At 41.6% G+C, this 24,351-nt stretch carries 39 protein-coding genes; all 39 read right to left on the bottom strand.

What is annotated here, in order from left to right:
• Positions 1-11 precede the first annotated feature (11 nt).
• The gene (locus tag IKB69_RS00425) at positions 12-1,010 is read right to left on the bottom strand and encodes an asparaginase (RefSeq protein WP_290944981.1); all 999 of its coding nucleotides are present in this window, start codon (positions 1,008-1,010) and stop codon (positions 12-14) included.
• Complete coding sequence (locus tag IKB69_RS00430) at positions 1,010-1,975, bottom strand: TIGR01212 family radical SAM protein (protein WP_290944983.1); 966 nt, start codon at positions 1,973-1,975, stop codon at positions 1,010-1,012. Before IKB69_RS00430 ends, IKB69_RS00425 begins: the two co-directional genes overlap by 1 nt.
• Entirely contained in the window at positions 1,975-3,450 is a 1,476-nt protein-coding gene (purF, locus tag IKB69_RS00435) for an amidophosphoribosyltransferase (protein ID WP_290944985.1), read from the bottom strand. The genes IKB69_RS00430 and purF overlap by 1 nt, the downstream gene beginning before the upstream one ends.
• A 142-nt stretch (positions 3,451-3,592) precedes the next feature.
• On the bottom strand, positions 3,593-4,858 hold the full coding sequence (locus IKB69_RS00440) for an ArsS family sensor histidine kinase (RefSeq protein WP_290944987.1): 1,266 nt from the start codon (positions 4,856-4,858) through the stop codon (positions 3,593-3,595).
• Between the two features lie 27 nt (positions 4,859-4,885).
• Complete coding sequence (locus tag IKB69_RS00445; RefSeq protein WP_290944989.1) at positions 4,886-5,563, bottom strand: response regulator transcription factor; 678 nt, start codon at positions 5,561-5,563, stop codon at positions 4,886-4,888.
• A gap of 212 nt (positions 5,564-5,775) precedes the next feature.
• Positions 5,776-6,525 carry an amino acid ABC transporter ATP-binding protein gene (locus IKB69_RS00450; protein ID WP_290944991.1) on the bottom strand — a complete coding sequence of 250 codons (750 nt, stop codon included), beginning with the start codon at positions 6,523-6,525 and terminating at the stop codon, positions 5,776-5,778.
• A 118-nt stretch (positions 6,526-6,643) separates the two neighbouring features.
• Positions 6,644-6,991 (bottom strand): pirin family protein, encoded by a 348-nt coding sequence (locus tag IKB69_RS00455; RefSeq protein WP_290944993.1) that lies wholly within the window; start codon positions 6,989-6,991, stop codon positions 6,644-6,646.
• A gap of 66 nt (positions 6,992-7,057) precedes the next feature.
• Positions 7,058-8,737: an ABC transporter ATP-binding protein gene (locus IKB69_RS00460; protein WP_290944995.1), complete on the bottom strand. Its 1,680-nt coding sequence runs from the start codon at positions 8,735-8,737 to the stop codon at positions 7,058-7,060.
• Positions 8,734-9,654 (bottom strand): pyrroline-5-carboxylate reductase, encoded by a 921-nt coding sequence (locus tag IKB69_RS00465; protein WP_290944997.1) that lies wholly within the window; start codon positions 9,652-9,654, stop codon positions 8,734-8,736. The genes IKB69_RS00460 and IKB69_RS00465 overlap by 4 nt, the downstream gene beginning before the upstream one ends.
• Positions 9,655-10,035: a rhodanese-like domain-containing protein gene (locus tag IKB69_RS00470; protein WP_290944998.1), complete on the bottom strand. Its 381-nt coding sequence runs from the start codon at positions 10,033-10,035 to the stop codon at positions 9,655-9,657.
• Positions 10,036-10,089: 54 nt separating this feature from the next.
• Positions 10,090-10,443: a 50S ribosomal protein L17 gene (gene rplQ, locus IKB69_RS00475; RefSeq protein ID WP_290945000.1), complete on the bottom strand. Its 354-nt coding sequence runs from the start codon at positions 10,441-10,443 to the stop codon at positions 10,090-10,092.
• A gap of 23 nt (positions 10,444-10,466) precedes the next feature.
• Positions 10,467-11,480 (bottom strand): DNA-directed RNA polymerase subunit alpha, encoded by a 1,014-nt coding sequence (locus IKB69_RS00480; RefSeq protein WP_290945002.1) that lies wholly within the window; start codon positions 11,478-11,480, stop codon positions 10,467-10,469.
• A gap of 18 nt (positions 11,481-11,498) precedes the next feature.
• The gene (gene rpsD / locus IKB69_RS00485; RefSeq protein WP_290945004.1) at positions 11,499-12,125 is read right to left on the bottom strand and encodes a 30S ribosomal protein S4; all 627 of its coding nucleotides are present in this window, start codon (positions 12,123-12,125) and stop codon (positions 11,499-11,501) included.
• Between the two features lie 10 nt (positions 12,126-12,135).
• Entirely contained in the window at positions 12,136-12,471 is a 336-nt protein-coding gene (gene rpsK, locus IKB69_RS00490) for a 30S ribosomal protein S11 (protein WP_290945099.1), read from the bottom strand.
• A 79-nt stretch (positions 12,472-12,550) separates the two neighbouring features.
• Positions 12,551-12,916: a 30S ribosomal protein S13 gene (rpsM, locus tag IKB69_RS00495; RefSeq protein WP_290945006.1), complete on the bottom strand. Its 366-nt coding sequence runs from the start codon at positions 12,914-12,916 to the stop codon at positions 12,551-12,553.
• 3 nt (positions 12,917-12,919) lie between these two features.
• Positions 12,920-13,033, bottom strand: a complete 114-nt coding sequence (gene rpmJ / locus IKB69_RS00500; protein ID WP_033588102.1) for a 50S ribosomal protein L36 — start codon at positions 13,031-13,033, stop codon at positions 12,920-12,922.
• Positions 13,034-13,143: 110 nt separating this feature from the next.
• Entirely contained in the window at positions 13,144-13,362 is a 219-nt protein-coding gene (gene infA, locus IKB69_RS00505; RefSeq protein ID WP_023930291.1) for a translation initiation factor IF-1, read from the bottom strand.
• Between the two features lie 10 nt (positions 13,363-13,372).
• Positions 13,373-14,131, bottom strand: a complete 759-nt coding sequence (gene map, locus IKB69_RS00510) for a type I methionyl aminopeptidase (RefSeq protein ID WP_290945008.1) — start codon at positions 14,129-14,131, stop codon at positions 13,373-13,375.
• A gap of 34 nt (positions 14,132-14,165) precedes the next feature.
• Positions 14,166-15,425 (bottom strand): preprotein translocase subunit SecY, encoded by a 1,260-nt coding sequence (gene secY, locus IKB69_RS00515; protein WP_290945010.1) that lies wholly within the window; start codon positions 15,423-15,425, stop codon positions 14,166-14,168.
• A 14-nt stretch (positions 15,426-15,439) separates the two neighbouring features.
• The gene (rplO, locus tag IKB69_RS00520; protein ID WP_290945012.1) at positions 15,440-15,883 is read right to left on the bottom strand and encodes a 50S ribosomal protein L15; all 444 of its coding nucleotides are present in this window, start codon (positions 15,881-15,883) and stop codon (positions 15,440-15,442) included.
• A gap of 9 nt (positions 15,884-15,892) precedes the next feature.
• Positions 15,893-16,333 carry a 30S ribosomal protein S5 gene (rpsE, locus tag IKB69_RS00525; RefSeq protein ID WP_023930286.1) on the bottom strand — a complete coding sequence of 147 codons (441 nt, stop codon included), beginning with the start codon at positions 16,331-16,333 and terminating at the stop codon, positions 15,893-15,895.
• 12 nt (positions 16,334-16,345) lie between these two features.
• Entirely contained in the window at positions 16,346-16,702 is a 357-nt protein-coding gene (gene rplR / locus IKB69_RS00530; protein WP_290945014.1) for a 50S ribosomal protein L18, read from the bottom strand.
• 13 nt (positions 16,703-16,715) lie between these two features.
• Positions 16,716-17,252 (bottom strand): 50S ribosomal protein L6, encoded by a 537-nt coding sequence (rplF, locus tag IKB69_RS00535; protein WP_290945016.1) that lies wholly within the window; start codon positions 17,250-17,252, stop codon positions 16,716-16,718.
• 12 nt (positions 17,253-17,264) lie between these two features.
• Positions 17,265-17,660, bottom strand: coding sequence for a 30S ribosomal protein S8 (gene rpsH / locus IKB69_RS00540; protein WP_290945018.1), 396 nt, complete (start codon positions 17,658-17,660; stop codon positions 17,265-17,267).
• 14 nt (positions 17,661-17,674) lie between these two features.
• Positions 17,675-17,860, bottom strand: coding sequence for a type Z 30S ribosomal protein S14 (locus tag IKB69_RS00545; protein WP_290945020.1), 186 nt, complete (start codon positions 17,858-17,860; stop codon positions 17,675-17,677).
• A 1-nt stretch (position 17,861) separates the two neighbouring features.
• Positions 17,862-18,407 (bottom strand): 50S ribosomal protein L5, encoded by a 546-nt coding sequence (gene rplE / locus IKB69_RS00550; RefSeq protein ID WP_290945021.1) that lies wholly within the window; start codon positions 18,405-18,407, stop codon positions 17,862-17,864.
• 3 nt (positions 18,408-18,410) lie between these two features.
• Positions 18,411-18,641 (bottom strand): 50S ribosomal protein L24, encoded by a 231-nt coding sequence (gene rplX / locus IKB69_RS00555; RefSeq protein ID WP_290945023.1) that lies wholly within the window; start codon positions 18,639-18,641, stop codon positions 18,411-18,413.
• Positions 18,641-19,009, bottom strand: coding sequence for a 50S ribosomal protein L14 (rplN, locus tag IKB69_RS00560; protein ID WP_023930279.1), 369 nt, complete (start codon positions 19,007-19,009; stop codon positions 18,641-18,643). The genes rplX and rplN overlap by 1 nt, the downstream gene beginning before the upstream one ends.
• Before the next feature lies 1 nt (position 19,010).
• Entirely contained in the window at positions 19,011-19,268 is a 258-nt protein-coding gene (gene rpsQ / locus IKB69_RS00565; RefSeq protein ID WP_290945027.1) for a 30S ribosomal protein S17, read from the bottom strand.
• 3 nt (positions 19,269-19,271) lie between these two features.
• Positions 19,272-19,460 carry a 50S ribosomal protein L29 gene (gene rpmC, locus IKB69_RS00570; RefSeq protein ID WP_290945029.1) on the bottom strand — a complete coding sequence of 63 codons (189 nt, stop codon included), beginning with the start codon at positions 19,458-19,460 and terminating at the stop codon, positions 19,272-19,274.
• Positions 19,447-19,872 carry a 50S ribosomal protein L16 gene (gene rplP, locus IKB69_RS00575; protein WP_290945031.1) on the bottom strand — a complete coding sequence of 142 codons (426 nt, stop codon included), beginning with the start codon at positions 19,870-19,872 and terminating at the stop codon, positions 19,447-19,449. Before rplP ends, rpmC begins: the two co-directional genes overlap by 14 nt.
• A gap of 3 nt (positions 19,873-19,875) precedes the next feature.
• A complete protein-coding gene (gene rpsC, locus IKB69_RS00580) occupies positions 19,876-20,586 on the bottom strand; it encodes a 30S ribosomal protein S3 (protein ID WP_290945033.1) in 711 nt (236 codons plus the stop codon).
• A gap of 2 nt (positions 20,587-20,588) precedes the next feature.
• Positions 20,589-21,092, bottom strand: a complete 504-nt coding sequence (gene rplV / locus IKB69_RS00585; protein ID WP_290945035.1) for a 50S ribosomal protein L22 — start codon at positions 21,090-21,092, stop codon at positions 20,589-20,591.
• Positions 21,093-21,101: 9 nt separating this feature from the next.
• Positions 21,102-21,383, bottom strand: a complete 282-nt coding sequence (gene rpsS / locus IKB69_RS00590; RefSeq protein WP_290945037.1) for a 30S ribosomal protein S19 — start codon at positions 21,381-21,383, stop codon at positions 21,102-21,104.
• A gap of 9 nt (positions 21,384-21,392) precedes the next feature.
• The gene (gene rplB / locus IKB69_RS00595; protein ID WP_290945039.1) at positions 21,393-22,220 is read right to left on the bottom strand and encodes a 50S ribosomal protein L2; all 828 of its coding nucleotides are present in this window, start codon (positions 22,218-22,220) and stop codon (positions 21,393-21,395) included.
• An 11-nt stretch (positions 22,221-22,231) separates the two neighbouring features.
• The gene (locus IKB69_RS00600; RefSeq protein ID WP_290945041.1) at positions 22,232-22,537 is read right to left on the bottom strand and encodes a 50S ribosomal protein L23; all 306 of its coding nucleotides are present in this window, start codon (positions 22,535-22,537) and stop codon (positions 22,232-22,234) included.
• Positions 22,538-23,167: a 50S ribosomal protein L4 gene (rplD, locus tag IKB69_RS00605; protein ID WP_290945043.1), complete on the bottom strand. Its 630-nt coding sequence runs from the start codon at positions 23,165-23,167 to the stop codon at positions 22,538-22,540.
• A gap of 9 nt (positions 23,168-23,176) precedes the next feature.
• A complete protein-coding gene (rplC, locus tag IKB69_RS00610) occupies positions 23,177-23,755 on the bottom strand; it encodes a 50S ribosomal protein L3 (RefSeq protein WP_290945045.1) in 579 nt (192 codons plus the stop codon).
• 29 nt (positions 23,756-23,784) lie between these two features.
• Positions 23,785-24,096, bottom strand: coding sequence for a 30S ribosomal protein S10 (gene rpsJ / locus IKB69_RS00615; protein WP_290945047.1), 312 nt, complete (start codon positions 24,094-24,096; stop codon positions 23,785-23,787).
• Positions 24,097-24,351 lie beyond the last annotated feature (255 nt).

Below are 24,351 nucleotides of genomic sequence, written 5' to 3' on the forward strand. Positions count from 1 at the left end.
TACCTTAATGCCTACACCAGCTTAAAGATTTGCGCGATTTCTTTATGAGTAAAATTATGTGCTAAAGCTAGCTGGAGCAAGATTCTAGCCTTTGGTGCGCCTAAGTTACTAGCGTTGATAAACTTCCTAGCGACAGCTCCAGATACTGCGCCTTGCTGAATTCTACTGCTTATGACAATAGGGATTTTCTCGCTAAGATCACTTAGAATCTGCAGGGTTCTAGTGCTGCAATTCCCAGCTCCAAGCCCCGCATACACCACGCCTTTATACTCTCTCTTAAGTACTTTAGCAAAATCATCCACACAATCGTCCTGATGCCCATAAAGTATGGCGACTTTAGGCAGCGGAGCACAAAGCTGCTCTAAAGAAAATGGTATCTTATAGGTGTGGATACGGGTAAGCTTATAGAGAAATTGTGGCGTATGCTCTAGCATATAGCCCATATATCCACATTCAAAAGCATTGACTGCTAGAGTGTGAGACTTTATTGCATCGCGCGCACTTAATATTAAGTCGTTTAGCACGATAAGCACGCCATTTTTCGCTGATTTTGGGCAAGCAGCTAGCACAAGTGCGTGATAGAAATTGCGCACCCATTCACTACCTAGCGCGCTACTTGGACGCATAGCCGCACTAAAAATAATAGGCTTTTTGCTAATACTTAGTAGATGGAGAAAAAAGCTGCTTTCTTCTAAAGTATCTGTGCCTTGTAGCACGACTACTCCACATACGCACTTTTTTTGCAGAGCATTTTGCACCACTCTTGCAAGCTCCAGTAAAATCCTAGAATCTATATCAGTGCTATCAATGCATGCTAGGCTTGATAGGGTGATTTTCATACCAAGTCTTTGCTCTAGCTCAGCACGCTTGATCCCCAGCGTTGCGCACAGCTCCTTAGTCAAGGACTCCACACCCATTACCCCACTCACATAGCCATCACTGCCCATTTTACCTCTGCCCAAAATTGTCCCACCAAGTGCGATAACTACTATCTCCTGTCTAACATACATCAATACACCACCCCGATTTCTAACAACCTCTCGCGCAAAAGTCGCATTTGGATATTTTTGTCAAAGCACCATTTAGGAGCAAGCAAGCTCTCTTCGTGCGCACTAGCACTAATGCGGTGGATCACCACTTCAGGCGGAAGCATTTGGATAGATTTGGTAACTAAATCAGCGTAAGATTCTAGGTCGATTGGGACATAGGTGCGCGCGTGATACATACGCGCTAGCGGTGTGTCTGCGATGATATAGAGTGGGTGGATTTTAATGCCATCAATCCCCCATTCAAGCACTTTTTGCAAAGAATGTAACATCATCTCCCCATCTTCGCCTGGTAGTCCATAGATTAGATGTGCGCACACTTTAATCCCACACTCACGCGTTTTAGCAAAGAGCCTATCAATCCCAGCACTATTATGAGCGCGATTAATCTTGCGCAAAGTCTCATCAAAGACTGATTGCACACCATACTCCAGCCAAATCTCTGCGCCATTTTTGACAAAGCCTTCTAGCATAGCAAGCACATGAGAATCCACACAATCCACACGCGTGCCGATACTTAGCCCTACCACATTAGAAAAGCTCAAAGCCTTACTAAAAAGTGTGCGCAGTGTCTCTAGGGGTGCGTAAGTGTTGGTATAAGATTGGAAATACACCATATATTTTTGCACACCAAATTTGCGCTTGTGGAATTCTGTATGCCAGAGAAACTGCTCTTCTAGCTGGCTTAGTTGCTTAGGAAGCAGTGGGTTTGTAGAGAGATTTGGGTGCATAGTAAGGCTAGAATCTAAAGCCTTCACCTTTATTGCACTTGGCGAGAAGCTTTCATTGCAGCAGTAGATACACCCACCCCTAGCCAGCGTGCCATCGATATTTGGACAAGTGAAGCCCTGTAGAGTTATGGGAATTTTGCGCACACGCCCTAAAAAGCGTGCTTGAAAGTATCGTCCAAGTGTTAATAACTCTCTCATCACTTATGAATAGAATCTACATAGCAACCATCAAAGCACGCTTGACAATAGGAGAACTTCTCTTGCGTTTGAGTGATTGGTGCGCTAGATTCTATGCTATTTCTTAAGCCATCTAGCGATAAAAACCCTAGATAATCTGCGCCTATGAAGCTCTGCACTTCTTCTAAACTATGGCTTGCACAAATTAGTTGCTCTCTCTCTGGCGTATCCACACCATAGTAGCAAGGAGCGATCGTAGGTGGTGCAGAGACTAACAAATAGATCTTACGCGCACCTGCTTGGCGTAGGATTTTGATAATCTGCTTACTCGTAGTCCCTCTCACCACAGAATCATCGATGACAATAATATCTTTGTCTTTAATGAGCCCTGCTATGGGGTTAAGCTTAAGCTTAACCTTTAACTCTCTTGCCTGCTGGGTTGGCTCGATAAATGTCCTACCTACATAGTGATTGCGGATAATGCCTAGCTCAAAGTCTATACCACTCTCTTTAGCATAGCCCAAAGCTGCCGCCACACCAGAATCTGGCACAGGGATCACCATATCAGCCTTAAGCTTATGCTCTCTTGCTAGCTGCTTGCCTAGATTTTTGCGCACTTCATAGACATTGCGCGAGAACACCACGCTATCTGGACGCGCAAAATACACATACTCAAACACGCAAGGAAATGGCGTGGAGACTTTGTAGCGGTAGGATTTATAGGTAGGATTTGTCGCGCTTTTTTCAAAAACGATCATTTCTCCGGGCTCTACATCACGCACAAACTGCGCACCAATCAAATCAAAGGCGCTTGTCTCACTAGCTACAATGTAACCCTGCGTGCCATCTTCGTTTTCTATCTTGCCTAGGCTTAAAGGGCGCAAGCCATAAGGATCGCGTATGGCAAACATCTTTGTGCGCGAGAGAATCACTAGAGCAAATGCGCCATCAATTTTACAAATAGATTCTATAATGCGCTCGCTTAGAGTCGCACACTGGGATTTAGCAATTAGGTGGATTAGCACTTCTGTATCAAGGTGGCTTTGGAATATTGAGCCCTGCTGAGTTAGCTCATCGCGCAAAACATCGGCGTTGGTTAGATTTCCATTGTGTGCGATGGCAATTTCTCCAAGCGAGTAGCGAGCAAAAATAGGCTGACACTCATTAATACTATCTTCACCTGCAGTGGAGTAGCGATTATGCCCTATGGCAGCAAAACCCGTAAGATTTGCCAAAATCTCCGGCTTAAAGACATTGGTTACAAGTCCATTGCTTTTGTATAGGGAAATTTTTTGCGCATTGCTTAGGGCAATCCCACTAGCTTCTTGTCCTCTGTGTTGCATAGCAAAAAGTCCATAATAGGCTAGGACATTAGCATTGCTTGCATTATAGACGCCAACAACTGCGCACTTCTCGCGCCAGCTAGATTGTGCTTGGCTAGATTCTAGTACTTTTGGCTTGGGGTTATAAGTGGGGGCTTTTATGGAGCTAGGCATATATGTATCCTTAGATTCGATAATAGGCAATGAAATTTGCTTGCGGAATTATAAGAGAAAATATCCAAGTGTGGCTTAAAGTATGGGGATTCTAGGAATCTGCTAGCTAGATCTAGCTTTAGCATTAAAGTAGCTTATGCGGCTAGACTGTTATATCTGGGATAGGCAGTGGGCAGGAGCTCTCAATAATGCAACCCTCGATAATAAAGCTATTGATCCCATCCTTATGCGTGTAAGTGATATTGAAATTTTGTGCATCAAGGGTATTTTTGATGATATACATTCCAAGTCCAAAGCCCTGCGATCTAAGCTTAGTGGAATCCTTAAAGTAGGGCTTGCAATAATCTTCAAAGGGCATTGTGAGTGGCGCACCATAATTAGAAATAATGAGATTGCGCCCATCAGATTCCAGAGAAACTTTACCATCTGTGCTGTATTTAATCGCATTATCAATTAGATTCTTCACCGACATTGCAAAGAGATCAAAATCTGCCTTTATCAAATCATTGGGGCAATGGTTGGCAATGGGGCTAGATTCTAGTTTATCAATTAGAAGCATTTTCTCTATATGGGCGATAAGCTCTTGCACGATAAATTCACTTTTTTGTAGGTTGTAGTTGTGCGAGGAGAGCTGCTCGATCTTGGCAAACTCATCAATTAAGAAACTAAGCCGATCAAATGCTGAGATTAGTCGCTGCTTATGTGTGGGGCTCTCAACCATTTCTGCTGTGATTCTGCCCTTGGTGATGGGAGTTTTTAGCTCGTGCATAATGGAACGCAAAAAGAGCGTGCGCGAGTTATTAAGCGCGTTAATGCGATTGATCGCCTTATGAAATTCACTTGCAAGCTCACCTATCTCATCTTTTTGTGGGATTCTACAATCTACTTGCACATCACCCTTGGCAAACTTCCTAATCTGCCTGCGTAGGTAGATCATTGGCAGTAGTGAGCGTATCACAAGCGCAAACAGTAGGACCAAAATCACTGAACCCATCAAAAGAATAAAATAGTAATCAACATAAAGACTTCTCATAGAGTCCTTATACAGATACACTTCCCCATCGCTTACTACAAGGATAAATAAATCATCTTGCACTTCCACAGAGCGCAAAAATATCCCCGGAGTATCGTAAGGAATGGGGCTTGACTGGATAATGGCTTGGCGCAAATGATTGTCATTGATTTGTATGAAACCTACTTCTTTGAGATAGTTTTGTATAGTCTCAAGGTTGTTTTCTTGGGAAATTATACGGTTAAAGACAATACTGATTTTTTCGTATTTTTCTTTTTCATTGGTATTGTCATATCGCTCGACTTGAAATTTTAAGAAGTAAAAAGAAAAGGCAAAAAAGCTCCCCATAGCAAACAAAAACAATATAGAAATTTTGAAAAATATAGAGTGCTTCATTGTTGTTAGAGAGAGTGGCTTAAGGGATTAAAACTCAAGCTTGTAGCCAACGCCCCGCACGGAGATGATATACTTCGGCTTTTTAGGATCATCTTCAATCTTTGCGCGTAATCGCCCAATGATCACATCGATGCTTTTGTTGGAGCTCTCTGGGTTTATGGATTCAGATTCTATGGCAATTGCTTCTCGTGTGAAAACATTGCCTTTCTTGCTAATAAGTAGCGTCAAAATCTCATATTCCGCGCGAGTAAGGCTAAGCTTCTTATCGTGGAAGTAGATTTCTCGGCAGTTTTTATCTATGCGGAAAGTCGGGCTTGCCTCTATATCATCTTTTGGGGTTTGGCTTTTGTAGCGGCGTAGAAGAGACTGGATTCTAGCGAGAAGCTCTTTGGGGTCATAGGGCTTTGGCAGATAGTCGTCAGCTCCACTCTCAAATGCGCGCACTTTATCATCAACATCGCTACGCGCAGATGAGATGATTATGGGAATGTTTTTCTGCTTAGCTACGCGCTTGCACACTTCAAGCCCATCAAGATTAGGCAGAGTCAAATCAAGTAAAAGCAAGTCAAAATGCTTGGCATTAATCGCACTCATACCTGTATATGGCTCATCATAGCTTGTTACATTAATATCGTGCTGTGAGAGATACTCACTCAAAATTTCTGCAAGCTCTACATCATCTTCTATCATTAAGATTTCTAGCATAGTACCTCTTTGGGATAGATCTTACGGCATCTTAGCAAAAATAGTCTAAATAATGGATTAAAGGATAAGGAGCAGGAAGGCTACTGCTGGAGGGGGTGCAGTAGCCTAAGTAGTGTAGCTTTGGAGGGGATAAGCTACACTACTGCCATAAAGGCGAAGTAGATTCTAGCGAAATTTTGTAAATATTACTAGAATCTTAGGCGATTTTGCCACTATTGCGACTTGCGTTTAAAGTCAAAAGTGTGGAGAAAGCTACGCGCGCGCTCGGTAGCAGGATTAGTAAAAAACTCATTTGGTGTGCTTTCCTGCACGATTTTGCCAGAATCCAAAAAAACAATCCTATCGCTCACAGCCTTTGCAAAGCCCATTTCGTGGGTTACAATCATCATTGTCATACCAGAATCTGCAAGCTCTAAAATCACATCAAGCACCTCCCTTACCATTTCTGGATCAAGCGAAGCGGTTACTTCATCAAATAACATAAGCTTTGGATTCATACAAAGAGCGCGCACGATCGCTACGCGCTGCTTTTGTCCTCCGCTTAGAGCTTTTGGGTAGGCTTTTGATTTAGATTCTAGTCCTACGCGTTTTAGTAGGCTATGGGCTTGCTCCAATACTTCATCTCGCACGCGTTTTTGGACTTTTATCGGTCCTAGCATAATATTTTCCTCCACATTTAAATGCGGGAATAGTTCATAGTTTTGAAACACCATACCAATGTCTTGGCGCACCTTTGTAAAGTCTGTATGTTTGGTGTTGATCTGCTTAGATTCTAGATAGATCTCACCCTTTTGCGTGGATTCTAGCCCATTAATGCAGCGCAAAAGGGTGGATTTGCCACAGCCACTAGGACCTAGAAGTGTCAGGACTGATCCTTTGTGTAGCTCTAGGCTAATATCATCTAGCACAAGATGACTGCCATAGAACTTATGCAAATGTGAGATTGTAAGCATCGCAGACATCACGCTCCTTTATAAGCATACAAGCCTAAGGCAAATCAAAAATCAGCATCTCATTGCTAGAATCTAAGCCTTCGCGATTAAAGCTAATTCAGTGCAACACATTACGCCACCGCTTGCTCTATGGCACAAAGGGCTTAGTTTGGCTAGATTCTATCTCTAGTTTGCCACGCACAACTTGGATATAAGCTTTTTTACCACTCTTAAAACTAAAAGTCTCACTAGCACTATCCCTATACAGCCACAAACACATATCTTGATAAACTTTTAGAGAATCTTGCTCGGCATTTGGTGATAAAATAAGTATTTTACTTTTACTTTTGTCAAAAGCTTTTTGTTCATATCGTTGGGTGATGTCTAGCTCATTTGGCATAACCCAAATTTGATAAAAATGCAACGACTCACTTAAAAGATTAAATTCAGAATGTGTAATGCCACTGCCCGCACTCATTACCTGAAACCCCTGCAATGTTCATGCTCATTTGCCTTGCGTAGTGTTAGCATTTTTCTCTCTTGCAATTATTTTGACTTTACTTTAGGGTCTTTTTAGCTCTATCTTGCGCTCGCAATGCTCAATGGTATTAAGCCTATGAGCAATGACTAGTAGAGTTTTATCCTGTGCTACACCATAAATCTCTTCCATAATTCTAGTTTCTGTCTTGGAGTCTAGTGCGCTTGTAGCTTCATCTAGAACTAAGATTTCTGGGTCATCATAAATAGCGCGCGCAATCCCTATACGCTGTTTCTGTCCCCCGCTTAACAAAATCCCACCCTCACCCACGCGCGTATCAATACCATCGTGCTCGCATAAAAAGTCATAAATATTTGCCTTTTTACACGCTTGAATCACTCTGCGCTCATCAAGCTCGCTACCAAAGGCTATATTCTCCGCCACACTTCCATCAAAGAGATAAATTGTCTGTGGGATATAGCCTATTTTCTTGCGCCAGCTACGGAGATTGTGGTTGTCAATTTTTACTCCATCAATGAGAATTTCACCATTTTGAGGCTTATAGATGCCAATAATCAAATCCACTAAAGTACTTTTGCCCGCGCCACTCTCTCCGTAAAATGCTACTTTTTCTCCCCTTTTGATTGTGAGGTTAAAGTCTTTAATAATGGGCTTGTTGGGTTTGTAACCAAACTCGATACCGCGCAGCTCAATACTGCTTGTAAAATGACAGGGCGCATTATCTTCATAATCTGTATGGTAGAGCAAATCCTCATAAACCTGCTGCACAGCCACACCATAAAACCCCATCATATTGTAGTTGTGCAAAATCTTTGTTACTGCAGGTAGGATTCTGTATAACGCAAGCGCATACATAGAGATGATCGGTAGCACCGCAGTAGCAGAATCATAACGCACCAAAATATACACCACACTAGCAATAAGCACACTAAAGCCTATTGTCTCTAAAATAAACTTAGGTGTGGGTAGAAGAGTTTGTGTGAGAATCTCCGCACCAATGCGCGTATGACTAGCACTCTCAAACTCTCTTTGCACATCTTCTTGATTCCCCTTTAATTTGATGATTTTAAAATTTCCAAAAGTTTTAGAAATAATCTCGTGGAAGCGCATATCCATAGCACTGCGTATCGTACCCATTTTTTTAATCTTACCACCGATAAATCGCGTAATCAGCAATACCTGCACACATAGAATCACACTTAGCACCAATGTCATCTTCCAACTAGTAAGTAACAGTAGCCCATACATCAGCACGATTGTAAAAATCTCAGCAAACATTTGTAGCCAATACTGCACATAAAAAGATGCCTTAAGCGCGGAGTCTGTGATGGAGTGGCGAATAGTATCAGTCTTTTTACGCGTAAAATCAGCATAGTTTAAATCCACTGCCTTGCAAAAGAGCCGATAGGCAAAGAAGTGGTATTTGCGAAATGCGAAGCGATTTAACGCGTAATTATACGCCACACCATAGACGATTCTAAATAGATAAAATGCAATCAAAATCACACTGAAAAATACCATGAACTGCAATGATGAGTTACACTCTAAAAGCTCATAAATCCGCTTCGTAATATCTTGAGCAAAGATTAAGTCAGGATTGGAGGCAAAAGTAATGTAGGGCATAATAATACTAATGCTAATAGTCTCCATCACAGAAAAAAATATCGTAGCGATAAAAAGACAAAGTAAGATAATCTTGTCGCGCCTTGTGAGCATAGCGCGAAGCATAGAGACATAGCTCATTTGGATTCTTTGCTTGGGCTATCTTGGGCTGTTTGCGTGCTAGTAGCCTTATAGACACTTGCTTGACAAGCACGCATAATCGCGCCACGCACGCCACTAGACTCTAGGACAGCTAGTCCTTCAATGGTTGTCCCGCCCGGTGTGGTTACCATATCAATAATCTCTTGAGGGGTGCGGTGTTCAAGCATTAGACCAACGCCTAGGAAAGTCTGCCCCACAAGCTCAAGGGAATCCTTTCTACTAAGTCCAGCACGGACACCAGAATCCACTAATGCTTGAGCAATGAGCGCGAGAAATGCAGGCGAGCTACCGCTTGTGGCAATGCTAGCATCAACAAGCTTCTCATCTTCTACAAACACCACGCTGCCAAAACTCTCGCAAATCTCTTGCGCTTGCTCCATGTCAGCATTGACACAAAAAGCCGCAGTCGCACTAACTAGCTGGTTAGCGCCGACATTTGGCATAAGGCGGATATATGCTTGCGCGCTTATATGGCTTTGCAATGTAGCAACACTCACACCAGCAAGCACACTATACACAGCCTTAGCCCGTCCAACATAGCGAAAACTACTTAGCCCATAGGGCTTCACACACAAAAACACGATTTTATCTTGGATATCTATAGAGAGAGAGAGAGCGTTACTCTGCGTGGATTCTAGGGTGTTATGGCTACTATCACGCTGATTACTAAAGCTAGATTCTAGCGCGATAGCCTTGGCATTTTCCAACCCAAGATCATAAATAAGATCTTGGGCTTTTGACACATATCTGCCGCACATCTCCAAGTGGTATTTGCCTATCCGTCTCAAACCATCAGCAATACCCCTTGCCATAGCACCATAGCCTACTATAATAATAGTTTGCATAATGGTATCTCGCGCTACTTTCTTATTGACTTGTGGCTTTTGCGTGCCCATCTATTGTTCCTTGCGATAGGCTCTTAATGCCTGCTTTAGCTCATAAAAACTCTCATCAAAATAATACACATTCTTTGCACCCATCTCCACAAGATAAGAGCCATATACAGCCACCGTATAGCCGCTATAGCAATGAAGTAGATATGCTGTCTGTGGGTTAGCTAAAATCTCTTGCGATAGGCTAGCAAAGTCTTGCATAGGAAAATTCCTAGCTTCGTCTATATGATCCACAACATAATCACTAGCCTCTCGTATATCGATGATTTGCACATCTGGGATGTTTTCTAGCAGTGCTGCAAGATTTGCGGAGCATACAGACTCCGCACTGCTTGGGTGAATGGGGGAGTAACTCATGCCACTACCTGTATTAACGCCACACATCCCTAGCCTCTTTTAATACAAACTATCAACGAGAGCAAAGGTACAACCTAGTACCTACCCAACAAACTCGATAAAAGCCATCTGTGAAGCATCGCCTCTTCTTGTTCGCGTTCTTTGTATGCGAGTGTATCCGCCTTTACGATCTTTATACCTTGGGGCAATTTCAACTACTAGCTTTTTTGTCGCACCTTTATTTTGTAAATATGCAAATACCAAACGATGCGCATTAAAATCACCAATTCTAGCGGTCGTAATAAGACGCTCTATGTAAGTTTGTAATTCTTTTGCCTTAAAAACACTAGTCTCTATCTTACCATTGTCAATCAGCGCAATGGCAAGATTCTTTAACAATGCTTTTCTATGAGAGCTTGTCCTACCAAGCTTTCTATATCCGTGTCCATGTCTCATTTATACTCCTTAGCTACGACAGGTTACCTTGATCGACCAATTTTTTTATTAAAAGCTTCAAGCACTTCTACACTCAAAGATGTCCCTATGGGATAGCCAAATGAGCTCAATTTCTCAGCAATCTCATCAAAAGACTTCTTACCCATATTTTTAATATTCTTCAAATCGTTTTCACTCATCATCACAAGCTCACCAATATACTGAATACCAATTTTATCTAAGCAATGAAAGCAACGTGTGCTAAGATTGAGCGTATCAATTTTGACAAGAAGATTTTTTATATCCACAGCATCTTCTGTAGAACCACTAGAATCTGGACTCAAAACCGCTACATCCTCTCCAAATATATTAAGCTGAGTTTGTGCCACAGCTACAGCATTTTTAAATGCATCAATTGGCGCAACCTGCCCATTTGTCTCTATTTCAAACACAATCTTTTCAAAATTGGGGTTATCTTCCACAAGTACATCTTCGATCCTATACACAGCTTCCTTTACAGGACTAAAGAATGCGTCAAGAGGTATTAGTCCAACCTCCCCTGTGAAATCCTTATCCTTTCTTACTAGCTCACTAGGCATAAAATCAATGGACCGCTTGATAACAAGAGAAAAACTGAACTTCGCATCTTCGTTAATTGTAGCAAGATAGGCATCTTTATTAACCACATCTACTTCATCATTCGCCAAATTTGCACCGCGAAGCTCCATAGGACCGGTAAATTCATAATTAACACGAATTGTGTCTTTGATCTCTGAACCCTTGCCGGCAAAATAGATACCCTTAAGATTAACAATAAAAGGAGTAACATCTTCTGCAATGCCACGCACAGAATCAAACTCGTGAGCAACGCCATCAATACGCAGCATAACAGGTGCATAGCCAGGGGTACAGGAATAAAGCAAGCGCCTCAAAGGATGAGCAAAGGTAATGGCACTTCTTGGTTCAAATGGCCACACACTCACACGAATGCGGTTTTCACCAATATCTTCTATTTTGATCTCATTAGGAATGTAAGGAATAGTTCTAAAAATATCCATAAATCACCTACCTAATTATTATTTGGAATACAATTCAACTATCAAGCGCTCTTCAATAGGAATAACAACTTCCTCTCGCTGTGGATAGCGTGTAAAAATACCAAATCGTTTGTCTTTATCTATGTCTACCCAAGGCACAATCCCAACCTGTGCTGTAAGATCAAGCGCGGTAGATACCTGTGGATTATTTTTAGTCTTTTCTATCACCTCAATCTTTTGACCCGGCTTTACAAAATAAGATGGAATATCAAGTCTCTTACCATCAACTAGAATATGCCCGTGTGTAACGAGCTGCCTAGCAAAGCGCCTAGTAGTAGCAAACCCCATGCGATATACAACATTGTCAAGCCGACATTCAATCAGTCTAATTAGATTCTCCCCAGTGTTGCCTTCTTGTCTATTTGCTTCAACAAAAATGGAGTGAAACTGCTTCTCAGAGACACCATACATCACCTTAGCTTTTTGCTTCTCTCGCAATTGCAAACCATATTCGGAAATTTTTCCTCGTCTTTGTCCGTGCTGTCCTGGTGCATACGGCCGCTTTTCAAGTGCGCTCTTACCTGCTAGTCTTCTTTCACCTTTCAACGCAAGTGAAACACCAAATCTTCGCTCTAATTTTTCAACAGGTCCTCTATATCGTGCCATTTATATCCCCTTACACTCTTCTTCTTTTTGGTGGTCTGCAACCATTGTGTGGCAACGGCGTTATATCCTTCAACCATAATACTTTAATACCTTCAACAGCACCTACACTCTTAATGGCGGTCTCCCTGCCACTTCCGGGTCCTTGCACCTTAATACCAACTTCTTTGATACCATGCTCTTTAGCTTTCGCCATGGCACTCTCAACCGCTTGCTGTGCGGCGTATGGGGTAGATTTTTTGCTTCCTTTAAAGCCTAATCCACCAGCAGTAGCCCAGCACAGCACATTGCCCATCTCGTCCGTAACAGTTACATTCGTATTATTGAAAGTAGCTGATATGCACACTATCCCTCACGCGATATTTTTCTTAACAACGCGTTTTTTTGTAGTATTCTTAGCCATTATAATATCTCCTTCAAGATCCTATTCAGCTTTTAGAGCCAACTGTTTTACGCTTGCCTTTTCTTGTACGCGCGTTATTCTTAGTCGTCTGCCCACGAACGGGAAGTCCTTTTCTGTGCCTTAGACCACGATAGCTACCAAGATCCATAAGAGCCTTTATATCCATCTGCACCTTTTTGCGCAAATCACCCTCAACCACATAGCTTTCTTGAATTTTCTTAGCAATAATGGACACTTCATCTTCGCTGAGATCATTAACTCGCTTATCAAAAGAAATATTTACAGCTCTAAGAATATCTTTCGAACTCTTAAGTCCGATACCATAAATATATGTGAGCGCATACTCAACCCTTTTCTTTTTCGGCAAATCTACACCAGCTATTCTCGCCATTGTTTATCCTTGTCTCTGTTTATGTTTTGGGGTAGCACAAATCACTCGCACTACACCCCTACGCTTGATAATCTTACATTTATCGCACATCTTCTTGACCGATGGTCGCACTTTCATACGAACTCCTTATAAATTAATGACACCTAGGCATATCGCATTAACGCAATAGCTCCGCCATTTCCAAAAACTAAAAATGCGGATTATACCAACAATAGTTTAAAGCAGGCTTATTTATAGCGATATGTAATCCTGCCTTTATCCAAACTATAAGGGGTTAATTCTAGCTTTACCCTATCGCCCGGCAGAATCTTAATATAATGCATTCTCATCTTCCCAGCAATATGACATAGAACAATATGTCCATTGTCCAACTCGACTCGAAAGGTTGCATTTGGCAAGGACTCAATCACCTTACCATCTATTTCTATCACATCATCTTTCGCCAATCTTACTCCTTTAATTGTGGGTTAAAATTCTCGCTCTACCGTCAATCATAGCAATTGTATGCTCATAATGACTGCCATTCTGCATATCCTTAGCGACAACAGACCATTTATCCTTCAAAATCACCGGCACCCCATCGCTCTGGCACACCATAGGTTCAATGCAAAACACCATACCATCTTTAATTTTTGGACCCTGCTTTGGGTTGGGTGATTCTAAGTAGTTTGGTATCTCTGGCTCCTCGTGTGGCTTCCTACCTATTCCATGCCCACAAAATCCCTGCAAGGGGACAAAACCTCTTCGTGTAATTGCTTGTTCTAAGAATAAACTCAATTCTTTAAAATGCATACCAGAGCGACAAAAATCAATAGCCTCGTATAACACATCTTTCGCACAAGCGATCAATTGCTCGTCTTTAGAGCTTATTTCCCCAATACCAATAGTAACAGCGCCATCACCAAACCACCCCCCACACTCAACACCCAAATCAACTCCTAAGATATCGCCATTTCGTAGCTTATAGTCGCTGGGAATACCATGGATAATCACAGAATTGAGAGACAAACAAGTAGTATTTGGAAATCCATAAAGTCCTTTAAAAGCCGGACGAGCACTTTGGGATATGATATAATCTTCCGCAATCCTATCAAGCTCATAAAGACTAATTCCGGGCAACGCGTTCTCTGTCACAAGCGCCAGTGTTTTAGCCACAATTATCGATGATTTCTCTAAGCAAGCAAGGTCTCGCTTGCTACGAATTGCTATTGCCACAACACTGCTCCGCGACTATCCATTCTTCACAATTCTAGAATCCAACCGCACTCAATGTCTTATATTTATTCATATAGACTTGTGCCTCAATCTTGCGCATTGTATCAATGGCAACTTGCACAACAATAAGCACAGCAGTCCCTCCAAAATAAAAAGGTACGCCCAAAAGTTTCACTAAAGCCCAAGGGAGTGTGGATACAATCGCCAAATACAATGAACCCCACAAAGTCAAATTGTTTGCGACAAAATTCAAAAATGATGAAGTCCCCTCACCCGGACGCATTCCTGGTATATACCCACCTTGACGCTTAAGATTATCTGCGATATCCTTGGCATTAAATACAATCGAAGAATAAAAATAAGCAAAAAACACGACAAACACAAACATCAAAATGTGATGCAAATAATGGCTAGGGCTTAAAATATCCGCAATCAGTTGTAAATACTGATTGCTCGAAGCTTGTAAAATTGTGGATGGAAACACGAGCAATGCGGAGGCGAAAATAGGCGGTATCACACCACTTAAATTTAGCTTGATAGGGATATAGTTCATAATACGCTTATTTTGATTCTGCATTACAACTTTACGCGCATAAGAAATAGGAATCCTCCTTTCGGCTAGCTCAATATACACGATACAACAAATTGTAGCAATAATAATAACACCAATAACAACAAGACTCAGGATACTAATTTCTCCAGTATTAACAAGCTTGAAAGTCGATCCAACTGCGCTTGGTATCCCTGATACAATACCACCAAAGATAATAAGGCTTATACCATTACCTACACCCCTTTGTGTAATCTGCTCACCAATCCATACAAGAAGCATTGTCCCAGCAAGCATAGCAAATGCAGAGATAAGTAAAAATTCTTGCATATCAACCAAAATTGCACCATTAGGACCCCCACCAATACTACGCAATCCAAACGATACACTAATAGCCTGAATAATTGTAATAAAAATCGTAACATAGCGAATGATCTGCATATATCTCTGCATACCATCACGTTCTTTTTTCATTTTTGCAAGTGGAGCAAAAGTAGCTGCTAAAAGCTCCATAATAATGGAGGCTGTGATGTAAGGCATAATACCAAGCGTAATAATGCTGATACGCTCTACAGCCCCACCGCTAAACATATTAAAAAGCCCCAAAGCATTACTACTACTCATACGGAAGAAATCTTTAATCACCGCCGCATCGACCCCAGGTATCGGAATATACGCGAGTACACGATAAGCAAATAAAAAAGCTAATGTGATAAGGATCTTATTGACAATCGCTTTATTCATACGAAACTCTTATCCTATTTCCGCTGTCCGCTTACAGCAACTCTAGCATCTCTTACTTTATCTGCAAGTGCAGACGCCCCAGCGCCTATAAGCTTAACAAGAGCCTTCTGTTGTGTCGATGATGTGGACTGAGCAACCTTGACACAACCGGGAAGCTTATGAACACTATCTATGCTTTCTATGGTAATCTCACTGAGAACAGCTACGGCTTTAATTCTATCAACATTGATAGCATAAGGTTTTTGAATTCTAGTTGTGAAGCCGACCTTTGGCAGACGACGCTGAAGTGGCTGCTGCCCACCCTCAAACCCCCTCTTAGCTGCGTAACCAGTGCGAGCTGTCTGTCCCTTGCCCCCTCGAGTAGATGTTTTACCCATGCCACTACCTTGACCACGACCTACTCTCCTAATATCCCTTACGCTTCCCTTAGCCGGTTTAATTATATGTAAAGAAGCCATACATTCCCCCTATGCTTTAATCTGTGCCAGAGCATCAAAAGTAGCCCTAACCACATTGTAAGGATTACTAGAACCCAAAGATTTTGTCAAAATATCCTTGATGCCAGCAAGCTCGATTACAGGCCTAGCTGACCCCCCCGCTATAACACCCGTTCCTTCGCTGGCAGGTTTGAGCAAAATGCGACTTGCATTATACTTATACTCAATATCGTGCGCAATCGTTGTCCCTTTGATATTAACCTTAATAACATTTTTAAATGCATCATCAACGGCTTTTTTAATAGCATCCGGAACTTCTTTTGCCTTGCCTAAGCCAAATCCAACCATACCATTGCGATTACCAACAACAACAAGTGCATTAAAACGAAATCTCCGCCCTCCTTTAACCACCTTTGTTACACGACCAATATTTACAACAACCTCACTGAATTCTTCCCTATCGATTTTCATACATTTTCCTTATTATAGTGCTATACCTTGCTCTCGCAAAGAATCTGCAAATACGCGAACAACACCGTGAAATAAATACCCATTGCGATCAAACACAGCCTCATTAATCCCTTTGCTCTTTAACTCTTGCGCAAATACTGCAGCAATCTGTCTAGCCTGATCCTTATTATTACCAAGCTTGAGCTTTCTCCCATCGACAGCCGCAAGAGTTATTTGCTTAACATCATCAATTGCCTGAGCATACAAATACTTATTTGATCGAAAAATACTAATTCTAGGACGAGAAGCTATTCCACTCACCTTATCTCTAATGCGAGCTTTTCTCTTAAGGCGCAAGCTCTTTTTCAATTCCAAAACCTTACTAGTCATATCATCCCCTTAGTTATTTTTTCGCCGTCTTACCAGCTTTTCTAATGATGATCTCATCAACATATTTAATCCCCTTACCCTTATAGGGCTCAGGCGGTCTAAATTCCCGTATCTCAGCTGCAATTTGTCCAATCTGTTGCTTATCACTACCCTTGATAGTAAGCTGATTTTTATCAAGCGTCATCTCTACCCCAGCAGGTATAGGATATTTGATTGGGTGAGAGAACCCAAGAGCAAGTTCAAGCACACTACCAGATATAGCAGCCTTGTAGCCAACTCCATTAATTTCGAGAGTTTTCGCAAATCCCTGAGTCAATCCAACAACTATATTATTTGCCAAAGCTCGATAAGTACCCCAAAAAGCCCTAGACTGTGGAGTAGAATCTAATACAGAAAAAACAAGCTCCCTATCTTTTAACTCTACCTTGACTCTGCCATATGTTTCAAGCTCCTTTGTAGTTTTTGTCCCTTTAAAAGTGATCTTACTACCTTCCACATTCACTTGCACAGAATCCGGAATACCAATAGGTCTTTTACCAACTCTTGACACAATATTCTCCTACTACCAAATACTACACAAAGCTTCGCCACCGACATTTGCACTGTATGCTTCATCGTTGGATACCACTCCCTTACTAGTGCTTACAACTATAGTCCCATACCCATTCTTGAATCGCTTTAGCTCACTACGAGCCTTATATACCCTACGACCAGGCTTACTAATGCGCTTGATCTCATTAATCACAGATTTACCACGCTCATCATAAGCAAGCTGCACAAGAATAGACTGCTTACCATCCTTCTCTGTTACACTATATTCCTTAACAAAACCCTTATTCTTAAATACCTCTAAAATCGATACAACAATCTTGGCGTAATATAATGTCGTAGATTCTAGCCTTCTCATAGAAGCATTACGAATCCTTGTTAAAGAATCTGCAATAATATCATTCACCATATTCACTCCTTTTTCTACCAGCTAGCTTTACGTAACCCGGGAATCAATCCTTCATTTCCCATTTTTCGCAAGCAAACTCGACAAAGTCCAAAATCCCTATAAACAGAATGTGGTCTCCCACACACCCTACATCGAGTGTATGCCCTTGCACTAAACTTAGCTTTCCTAGTGGTTTTTGCTATCATTGATTTTTTTGCCATACTATCTCCCTTTCGCAAATGGCATACCAAATAACTCTAAGAGCTTAAATGCCTCTTTATCATCTTGCGTTGAAGTAACAATTGTAATATTCATACCATGCGTTACCATAATATCATCATAAACAACCTCCGGGAACATCAATTGTTCATTCAAGCCAAAGCTATAATTCCCTCTCCCATCAAACCCATTCCTAGGTACACCCCTAAAATCCTTGACCCTAGGCAAAGAGATCACAATAAGCTTTTCTAAAAAGTTATACATCTGCTTGCCACGCAAAGTTACCTTTACACCAACAGGCATACCTTCACGCATTTTGAAGCCAGCGACAGATTTTTTTGCCTTGGTAATAATGGCTTTTTGCCCAGCAATAAGCGAAATAGTGTCAGCTATGTTTTGCATAATCTTAGAATCCTTGGCATAATCACCAGCCCCTACACTAATAACTATCTTTTCCAATTTTGGAAGAAGCATAGGGTTTCGTATATTAAGCTCATCCCTAAGCTGCCCTTTTATTTCATCATTATATTTCTTCTTCAATGCAAACATAACCTACTCCCCATCTTTCTTAACATTAGAAATATGTATGGATTTTTCTTTAGTAATAAACCCACCTTTAGGGTTATTATCAGTGGGTTTTACCGCCTTCTTGACAAGAGCGCAACCCTCGACAACTACTAATGACTTCTTGGGAAACACAGCCAGCACTTTTCCCATCTTGCCCTTATCATCTCCGGCGATAATTCTAACCATATCGCCTTTTTTTATCTTACACTTTACCACTATAACACCTCCGGAGCTAACGATACTATCTTCATAAAATTGGCATATCGTACTTCTCTACTTACTGGACCAAAAATTCTCGTCCCTATTGGCTCTTTCTTGGCATCAAGAATCACTGCTGCATTATCATCGAATCGAACAAGCGAGCCATTAGCTCTATGGATCTCCTTTTTTGTCCTAACAACAACAGCCTTGACAACCTGAGCTTTTTTTACTTTACCATTAGGGATCGCTTTTTTAACAGACGCCACAATGACATCACCAACACTTGCGTAACGCTTGTGGCTACCGCCAAGCACCTTAATACACATAATTTCCTTCGCACCGCTATTATCTGCTACATTTAAGCGTGTGAAACTCTGTATCATATTACACTCCTACTGATACAATCTCTTTGAGATTAAACGATTTGGTTTTAGAAATAGGCTTGCATTCTATCGCGATAATTTCATCACCAACCTTAACTTGATTCTTCTCATCGTGTACCGTGTATCTCTTAAAGCGCTTGACAATTTTGCGATACTTTGGATGAACGACTTTGCGCTCTACCAAAACTACCGCACTCTTATCCCCAGCTCGAGAAACAACCCTGCCCTGTATCACTCTTTTATGTGGTATCTGACTCATTTACTATCCTTTTTTTGCTGATATTGCAGTATTGATTCTAGCAATATCCTTTCTCACCATTGCAATTTGACTAGGATTGGTCAATTGCATCGTCTTAAGCTTTAAGCGTAACTCAAAAAGCTCGGATTTCTTATCCTTAAGAATCTTGTGAAGCTCTGCCAAATCTTTATCTTTCAAATCAATAAATTTCATTTTCACTCTCGCTAGTTATGATTTTTGTTTTAAAAGGAAGCTTACTCTGCGCCAAAGCCAAAGCATCTCGAGCCATACTCTCTTCAACACCGGTAATTTCATAAATAATCCTACCGGGCTGGATATTCATCACCCATTTTTCTACTGCACCTTTCCCCTTACCCATTCTCACTTCAAGTGGCTTGGCTGTCAATGGCTTATCAGGAAACACGCGTATCCAAACCTTACCAGCCCTCTTAATATGTCTGGTAAGAGCTATTCTTGCAGCCTCTATTTGGCGAGAATCTATCCTACCTAGCTCAAGAGCCTTGATACCTATGTTTCCATAAGCCAAAGATGAGCCACGCATAGACTTACCACGATTGCGACCCTTCATTTGCTTTCTGTATTTCGTCTTTTTGGGCATTAACATAATTTATTGTCCCCCTCTTCTAGATTTTGATCGTGACCCTCTTGATTCTTCTTCGCTATCCTCGCGTTTATCTGGCTGGATGCCCTTCTGCAGAATCTCACCCTTAAAGATCCACACTTTAACCCCAATGATTCCATAAGTGGTAAAAGCTTCAGCAAAACCATAGTCAATTTTAGCGCGCAAAGTATGAAGCGGAACTCTACCTTCCATATACCATTCCGTTCGTGCCATCTCAGCTCCAGCCAACCGCCCAGATACCTTAATCTTTACACCTCTCGCACCAGATTTCATAGCAGCTTGCATAACCTTTTTCATAGCACGCCTAAATGCCACACGCTTCTCAAGTTGCATAGCGACATTTTCCGCAGCCAACTGCGCGTTGGCTTGCGGACGCTTAACTTCCCTAATATTGATCGAGACATCCTTTTTGATGAGTTTTCTTAATATCTCTCTTTTGTTTTCAATGTCCGCACCTTTCTTACCTATGATGAGTCCAGGGCGCGCTGCCACAACGGTTATACGGATCCTTGCTGCTGCTCTCTCTATGATAATCTCGCTAATGCCTGCATAATATAGCTCCTTCTTGAGAAACCTCCTAATAATATGATCCTCAAGAATATTATCAGGGGCAGTTTGGACATTAGGAAACCAGCGAGATGTCCAATTCCTATTGATACCTAGTCTAAGTCCTATTGGATTAACTTTTTGTCCCATTGTTATTTATCCTTAGTTTCTGATTTTTTTGCTTTAGATTCTGGCTGAGCCTTCGCTTTAGAGACTGATGTTCTAACGCGCTTCACTCCATTCTTACGTGCTTCTGCCTTGCTTTTCCTATCATTGCCAGTAACAGATGTGTTAGAAGTAGTTTTAGCAGACCTTTTTGCGCGCAAAGAATCAATCTCACTTTGAGACAACACTTCCACAAGAATATGTGAAGTAGGCTTGCGTATAGGAGTAGCTCGTCCCCTAGCCCTAGGCATAAATCTTCTTAACACAGGACCCGCGTCAATACGACAAGAATATATAATGGTATTCTTCGCCTCATACCCACCATTTGCCACGGCTGAAGCGATCGTTTTAGCAATCAGCTTAGCCGCCTTATTTGGAGTAAATTCCAAGCTCGCAAGCGCAAGCTCAGCATTCAGCCCCTGCACTTCTCTCGCTACTAGGCGAGCTTTCGTTGGAGATAATCTAACAAAACGCAACAAAGCTTTACTCATAGCATACCCCTACTTTCCAATCTTTTTTTGAACACTGCCCTTGTGTCCCTTAAAAGTTCGCGTAGGAGCAAACTCACCTAACTTGTATCCAACATGATTTTCTGTCACATATACTGGGACAAACGCTCTCCCATTGTGGACATTAAAAGTCAAACCTATCATATCGGGCAAAATGGTGCTTCTGCGAGACCAAGTTTTTATAGGTTTATTATCTTTAGTCTCTTTAGATTTTGCCACTTTCTTTGCTAAATGCTCATCAATAAAAGGACCTTTCTTAATCGATCGTGCCATACCACATCCTTACTTTTTCTTTCTTGAGATAATTAACTTATCGCTCGCTTTTTTGCGGCGAGTCTTATAGCCTTTAGCTGGTGTTCCCCACGGAGAAACAGGATGCCCACTAGATCCAGTCTTACCTTCACCGCCACCATGTGGGTGATCTACCGGGTTCATAGCACTACCACGCGTTTGAGGGCGAACTCCTAGGTGGCGATTTCTACCGGCTTTACCAATGGATATGTTGATAAAATCTTCATTTCCCACTACACCAATAGTCGCCATACATTCATCAAGAACATAGCGCATCTCTCCACTTGGCAAACGCAAGATCACATACTTACCTTCCCGCCCCATAATCTGCGCACTTGATCCAGCACTTCTAGCAAGCTGTCCACCAGCACCCGGATGCATCTCAATATTATGCACAACCGTCCCAATAGGAATATTTTTTAACTTCATTGCATATCCAGTCTTAATATCAAGCCCAGACTCCGCAGAAATCACCATATCCCCTACTTGCAATCCACTAGGCTGGAGTATATAGCGCTTATCACCATCAGGATATATAACCAAAGCTATGCGACAATTTCTATATGGATCATACTCAATCGCTGCCACACGCCCTTGGATACCAAACTTATTACGCTTGAAGTCAATCACACGATATAACTTTTTTGCACCGCCTTCCTTGTGGCGACTTGTGATCCTACCATTGTTATTTCTCCCAGCAGAAATAGGAAGCTTAATCAATAGCTTTCTTACACTAGGCTTTGCGGTAATGTCGCTTGAGCTAAGATTGCTCATAAATCTACGACTTGGGGTATATGGTTTATATGTCTTAATTGCCATACTCTACTCCTCTATGCTGTGAGCGAATCAATCTTCGCACCTTCTGGAATCTTCACATAAAACTTCTTATAAGAGCTTCGCTGTCCATAAAATTTCTGACTTGTACTGCTACCTCTCTTCATCGAACGCTTAACCTTACCATCTTGGCGCAAGGAATTAATTTTTACCGGGACTACTCCAAAATATTCCCTAAAGACTTCTTTAAGTTGATTTTTTGTAACGCGTGTTGATGTTTGCACGACCAAAACCCCGCTCTCCTGAAGCGACAATGACTTCTCTGTGTAGAGAATGGATTTAATATCTGTTATATCAGCCATTTACTTCCCCTTACTTCCAGATTCTAAAAACGCATCGAATACAGCTTTTTCAATCACCACTGCGTGGAAAACCGCCACAAGATAAGCATTCATCTCACTTGCTTCGATAAAATAACAATCTTGCAAATTGCGATATGCCAAAAAGGTCTTCTCATCATGGATTGACCGAGAAACAAAAAGCACACTTCTCTCGTTAAGAGTTTTAAATACTGCATACGCATCTTTTGTCTTCCCACTCTCAATGCTTAGAGAGTCCACAATATAAAGCTTGCCTACTTCTGCCTTTTGCTTAATGGCATATTCAAGGGCAAGTCGCTTTTGCTTTTTGTTAATCTTTAGGTCATAATTACGATTATTGCTTGGACCATGAGCCACACCACCTCCAACAAACACCGGTGAAGTAATACTGCCAGCTCTAGCTCGTCCGCCACCCTTTTGCGCCCAAGGCTTCTTGCCACCCCCGCTTACCTCGCCACGCTTTTTAGCTTTAGCATTATTGGCACGCAAAGACGCCAAATACGACTTAACATACAAGTAGAGATTATGCTCTTTGATACCCTTATAGCTCTCGGGCAAAGTAATCTCGCTTGTCTTTTTAAATGATTTATCCAACACTACTGCACTACTCATTTGCAACCCTTATTTAATGATAGCAATCTTGCCAAACGCGCCATTATACCCAGCGACAGAGCCCTTTAGCACGATAATGCCGTTTTCCTTGTCAAAAGAAAGCACCTGCGCCTGCACTGTTACTTTCTCATTCCCATAGTGTCCTGCCATCTTTTTTCCCGGCTGGACACGACCCGGCCACTCTCTATTCCCTATAGATCCAAGCCTTCTATGGAATCTGCTACCATGCGCAGCTGGACCACCTTGGAAGTTCCACCTCTTCATCGCCCCGCTAAATCCGCGCCCTTTTGTATTAAACGACACCTTTAGACGCTGTGCATTCTCAAGAGAAGTCACATCAAGATCACCAATCTCGGTGTTTGACACCACTAAAGTAGCGAAGCGGTTATACTCCTTGCTGAGATTATACTTCTTTTGCTGTCCTACAATACTCTTATTTTGCGCCTTACCCCTAGCGTAGGCGACCAATGCTTGACCACTTTCCTTAATCTCACATACTTTAGTGTTTAAAATTTTTAGGAGTGTAACAGGCGTACTAACACTACCAATAGTCCTGCTCATTCCTATCTTTTGCACTAAAAATTCCATCTCAAATCCTTATGTAATGTTTGTGTAAGCTATTTGCCCATTGAAGTTACTTCAACATCAACTTCTGGAGCCAGATCAAGCTTCATCAATCCCTCAACAGTATCCGGAGTTGCAGACATAATATCTATAATCCTAGTATGCACGCGGATTTCAAACTGCTCTCGAGAATCTTTATTTACATGCGGAGAGCGCAACACGGTGTATTTTCTGTTTCTAGTAGGGAGCGGAATAGGTCCACATATCTCCGAGCCAGTGCGCTTCACAGCTTCCACAATAGAAGCAACTGATCTATCAAGAACCCGATGATCATAAGCCTTGAGCTTCAATCGAATTTTTTCCATAGATTTTCCTTAAGTCATTTATAAAGATGTATCAAACTCTAAAACAAAGATTCCCTGGCTATTCTCTTAAAGAACCCACTGCCATAAATGCAATGTATGAAATTTGAAAACGACATTATAGATAAAAACCATAAAAATAGTCAAGCAATTTGCCTATTTCTAGGCGTAAAAAGAAAAAAATATTTCCTTATAAAAAGGATATGTCACAGAGTCGAACAAGTTTGTTTTAGTCTCCACAAAACAAGAAAATTATAG

The sequence above is a fragment of the Helicobacter sp. genome (assembly GCF_017502485.1).
Classification (GTDB): domain Bacteria; phylum Campylobacterota; class Campylobacteria; order Campylobacterales; family Helicobacteraceae; genus Helicobacter_B.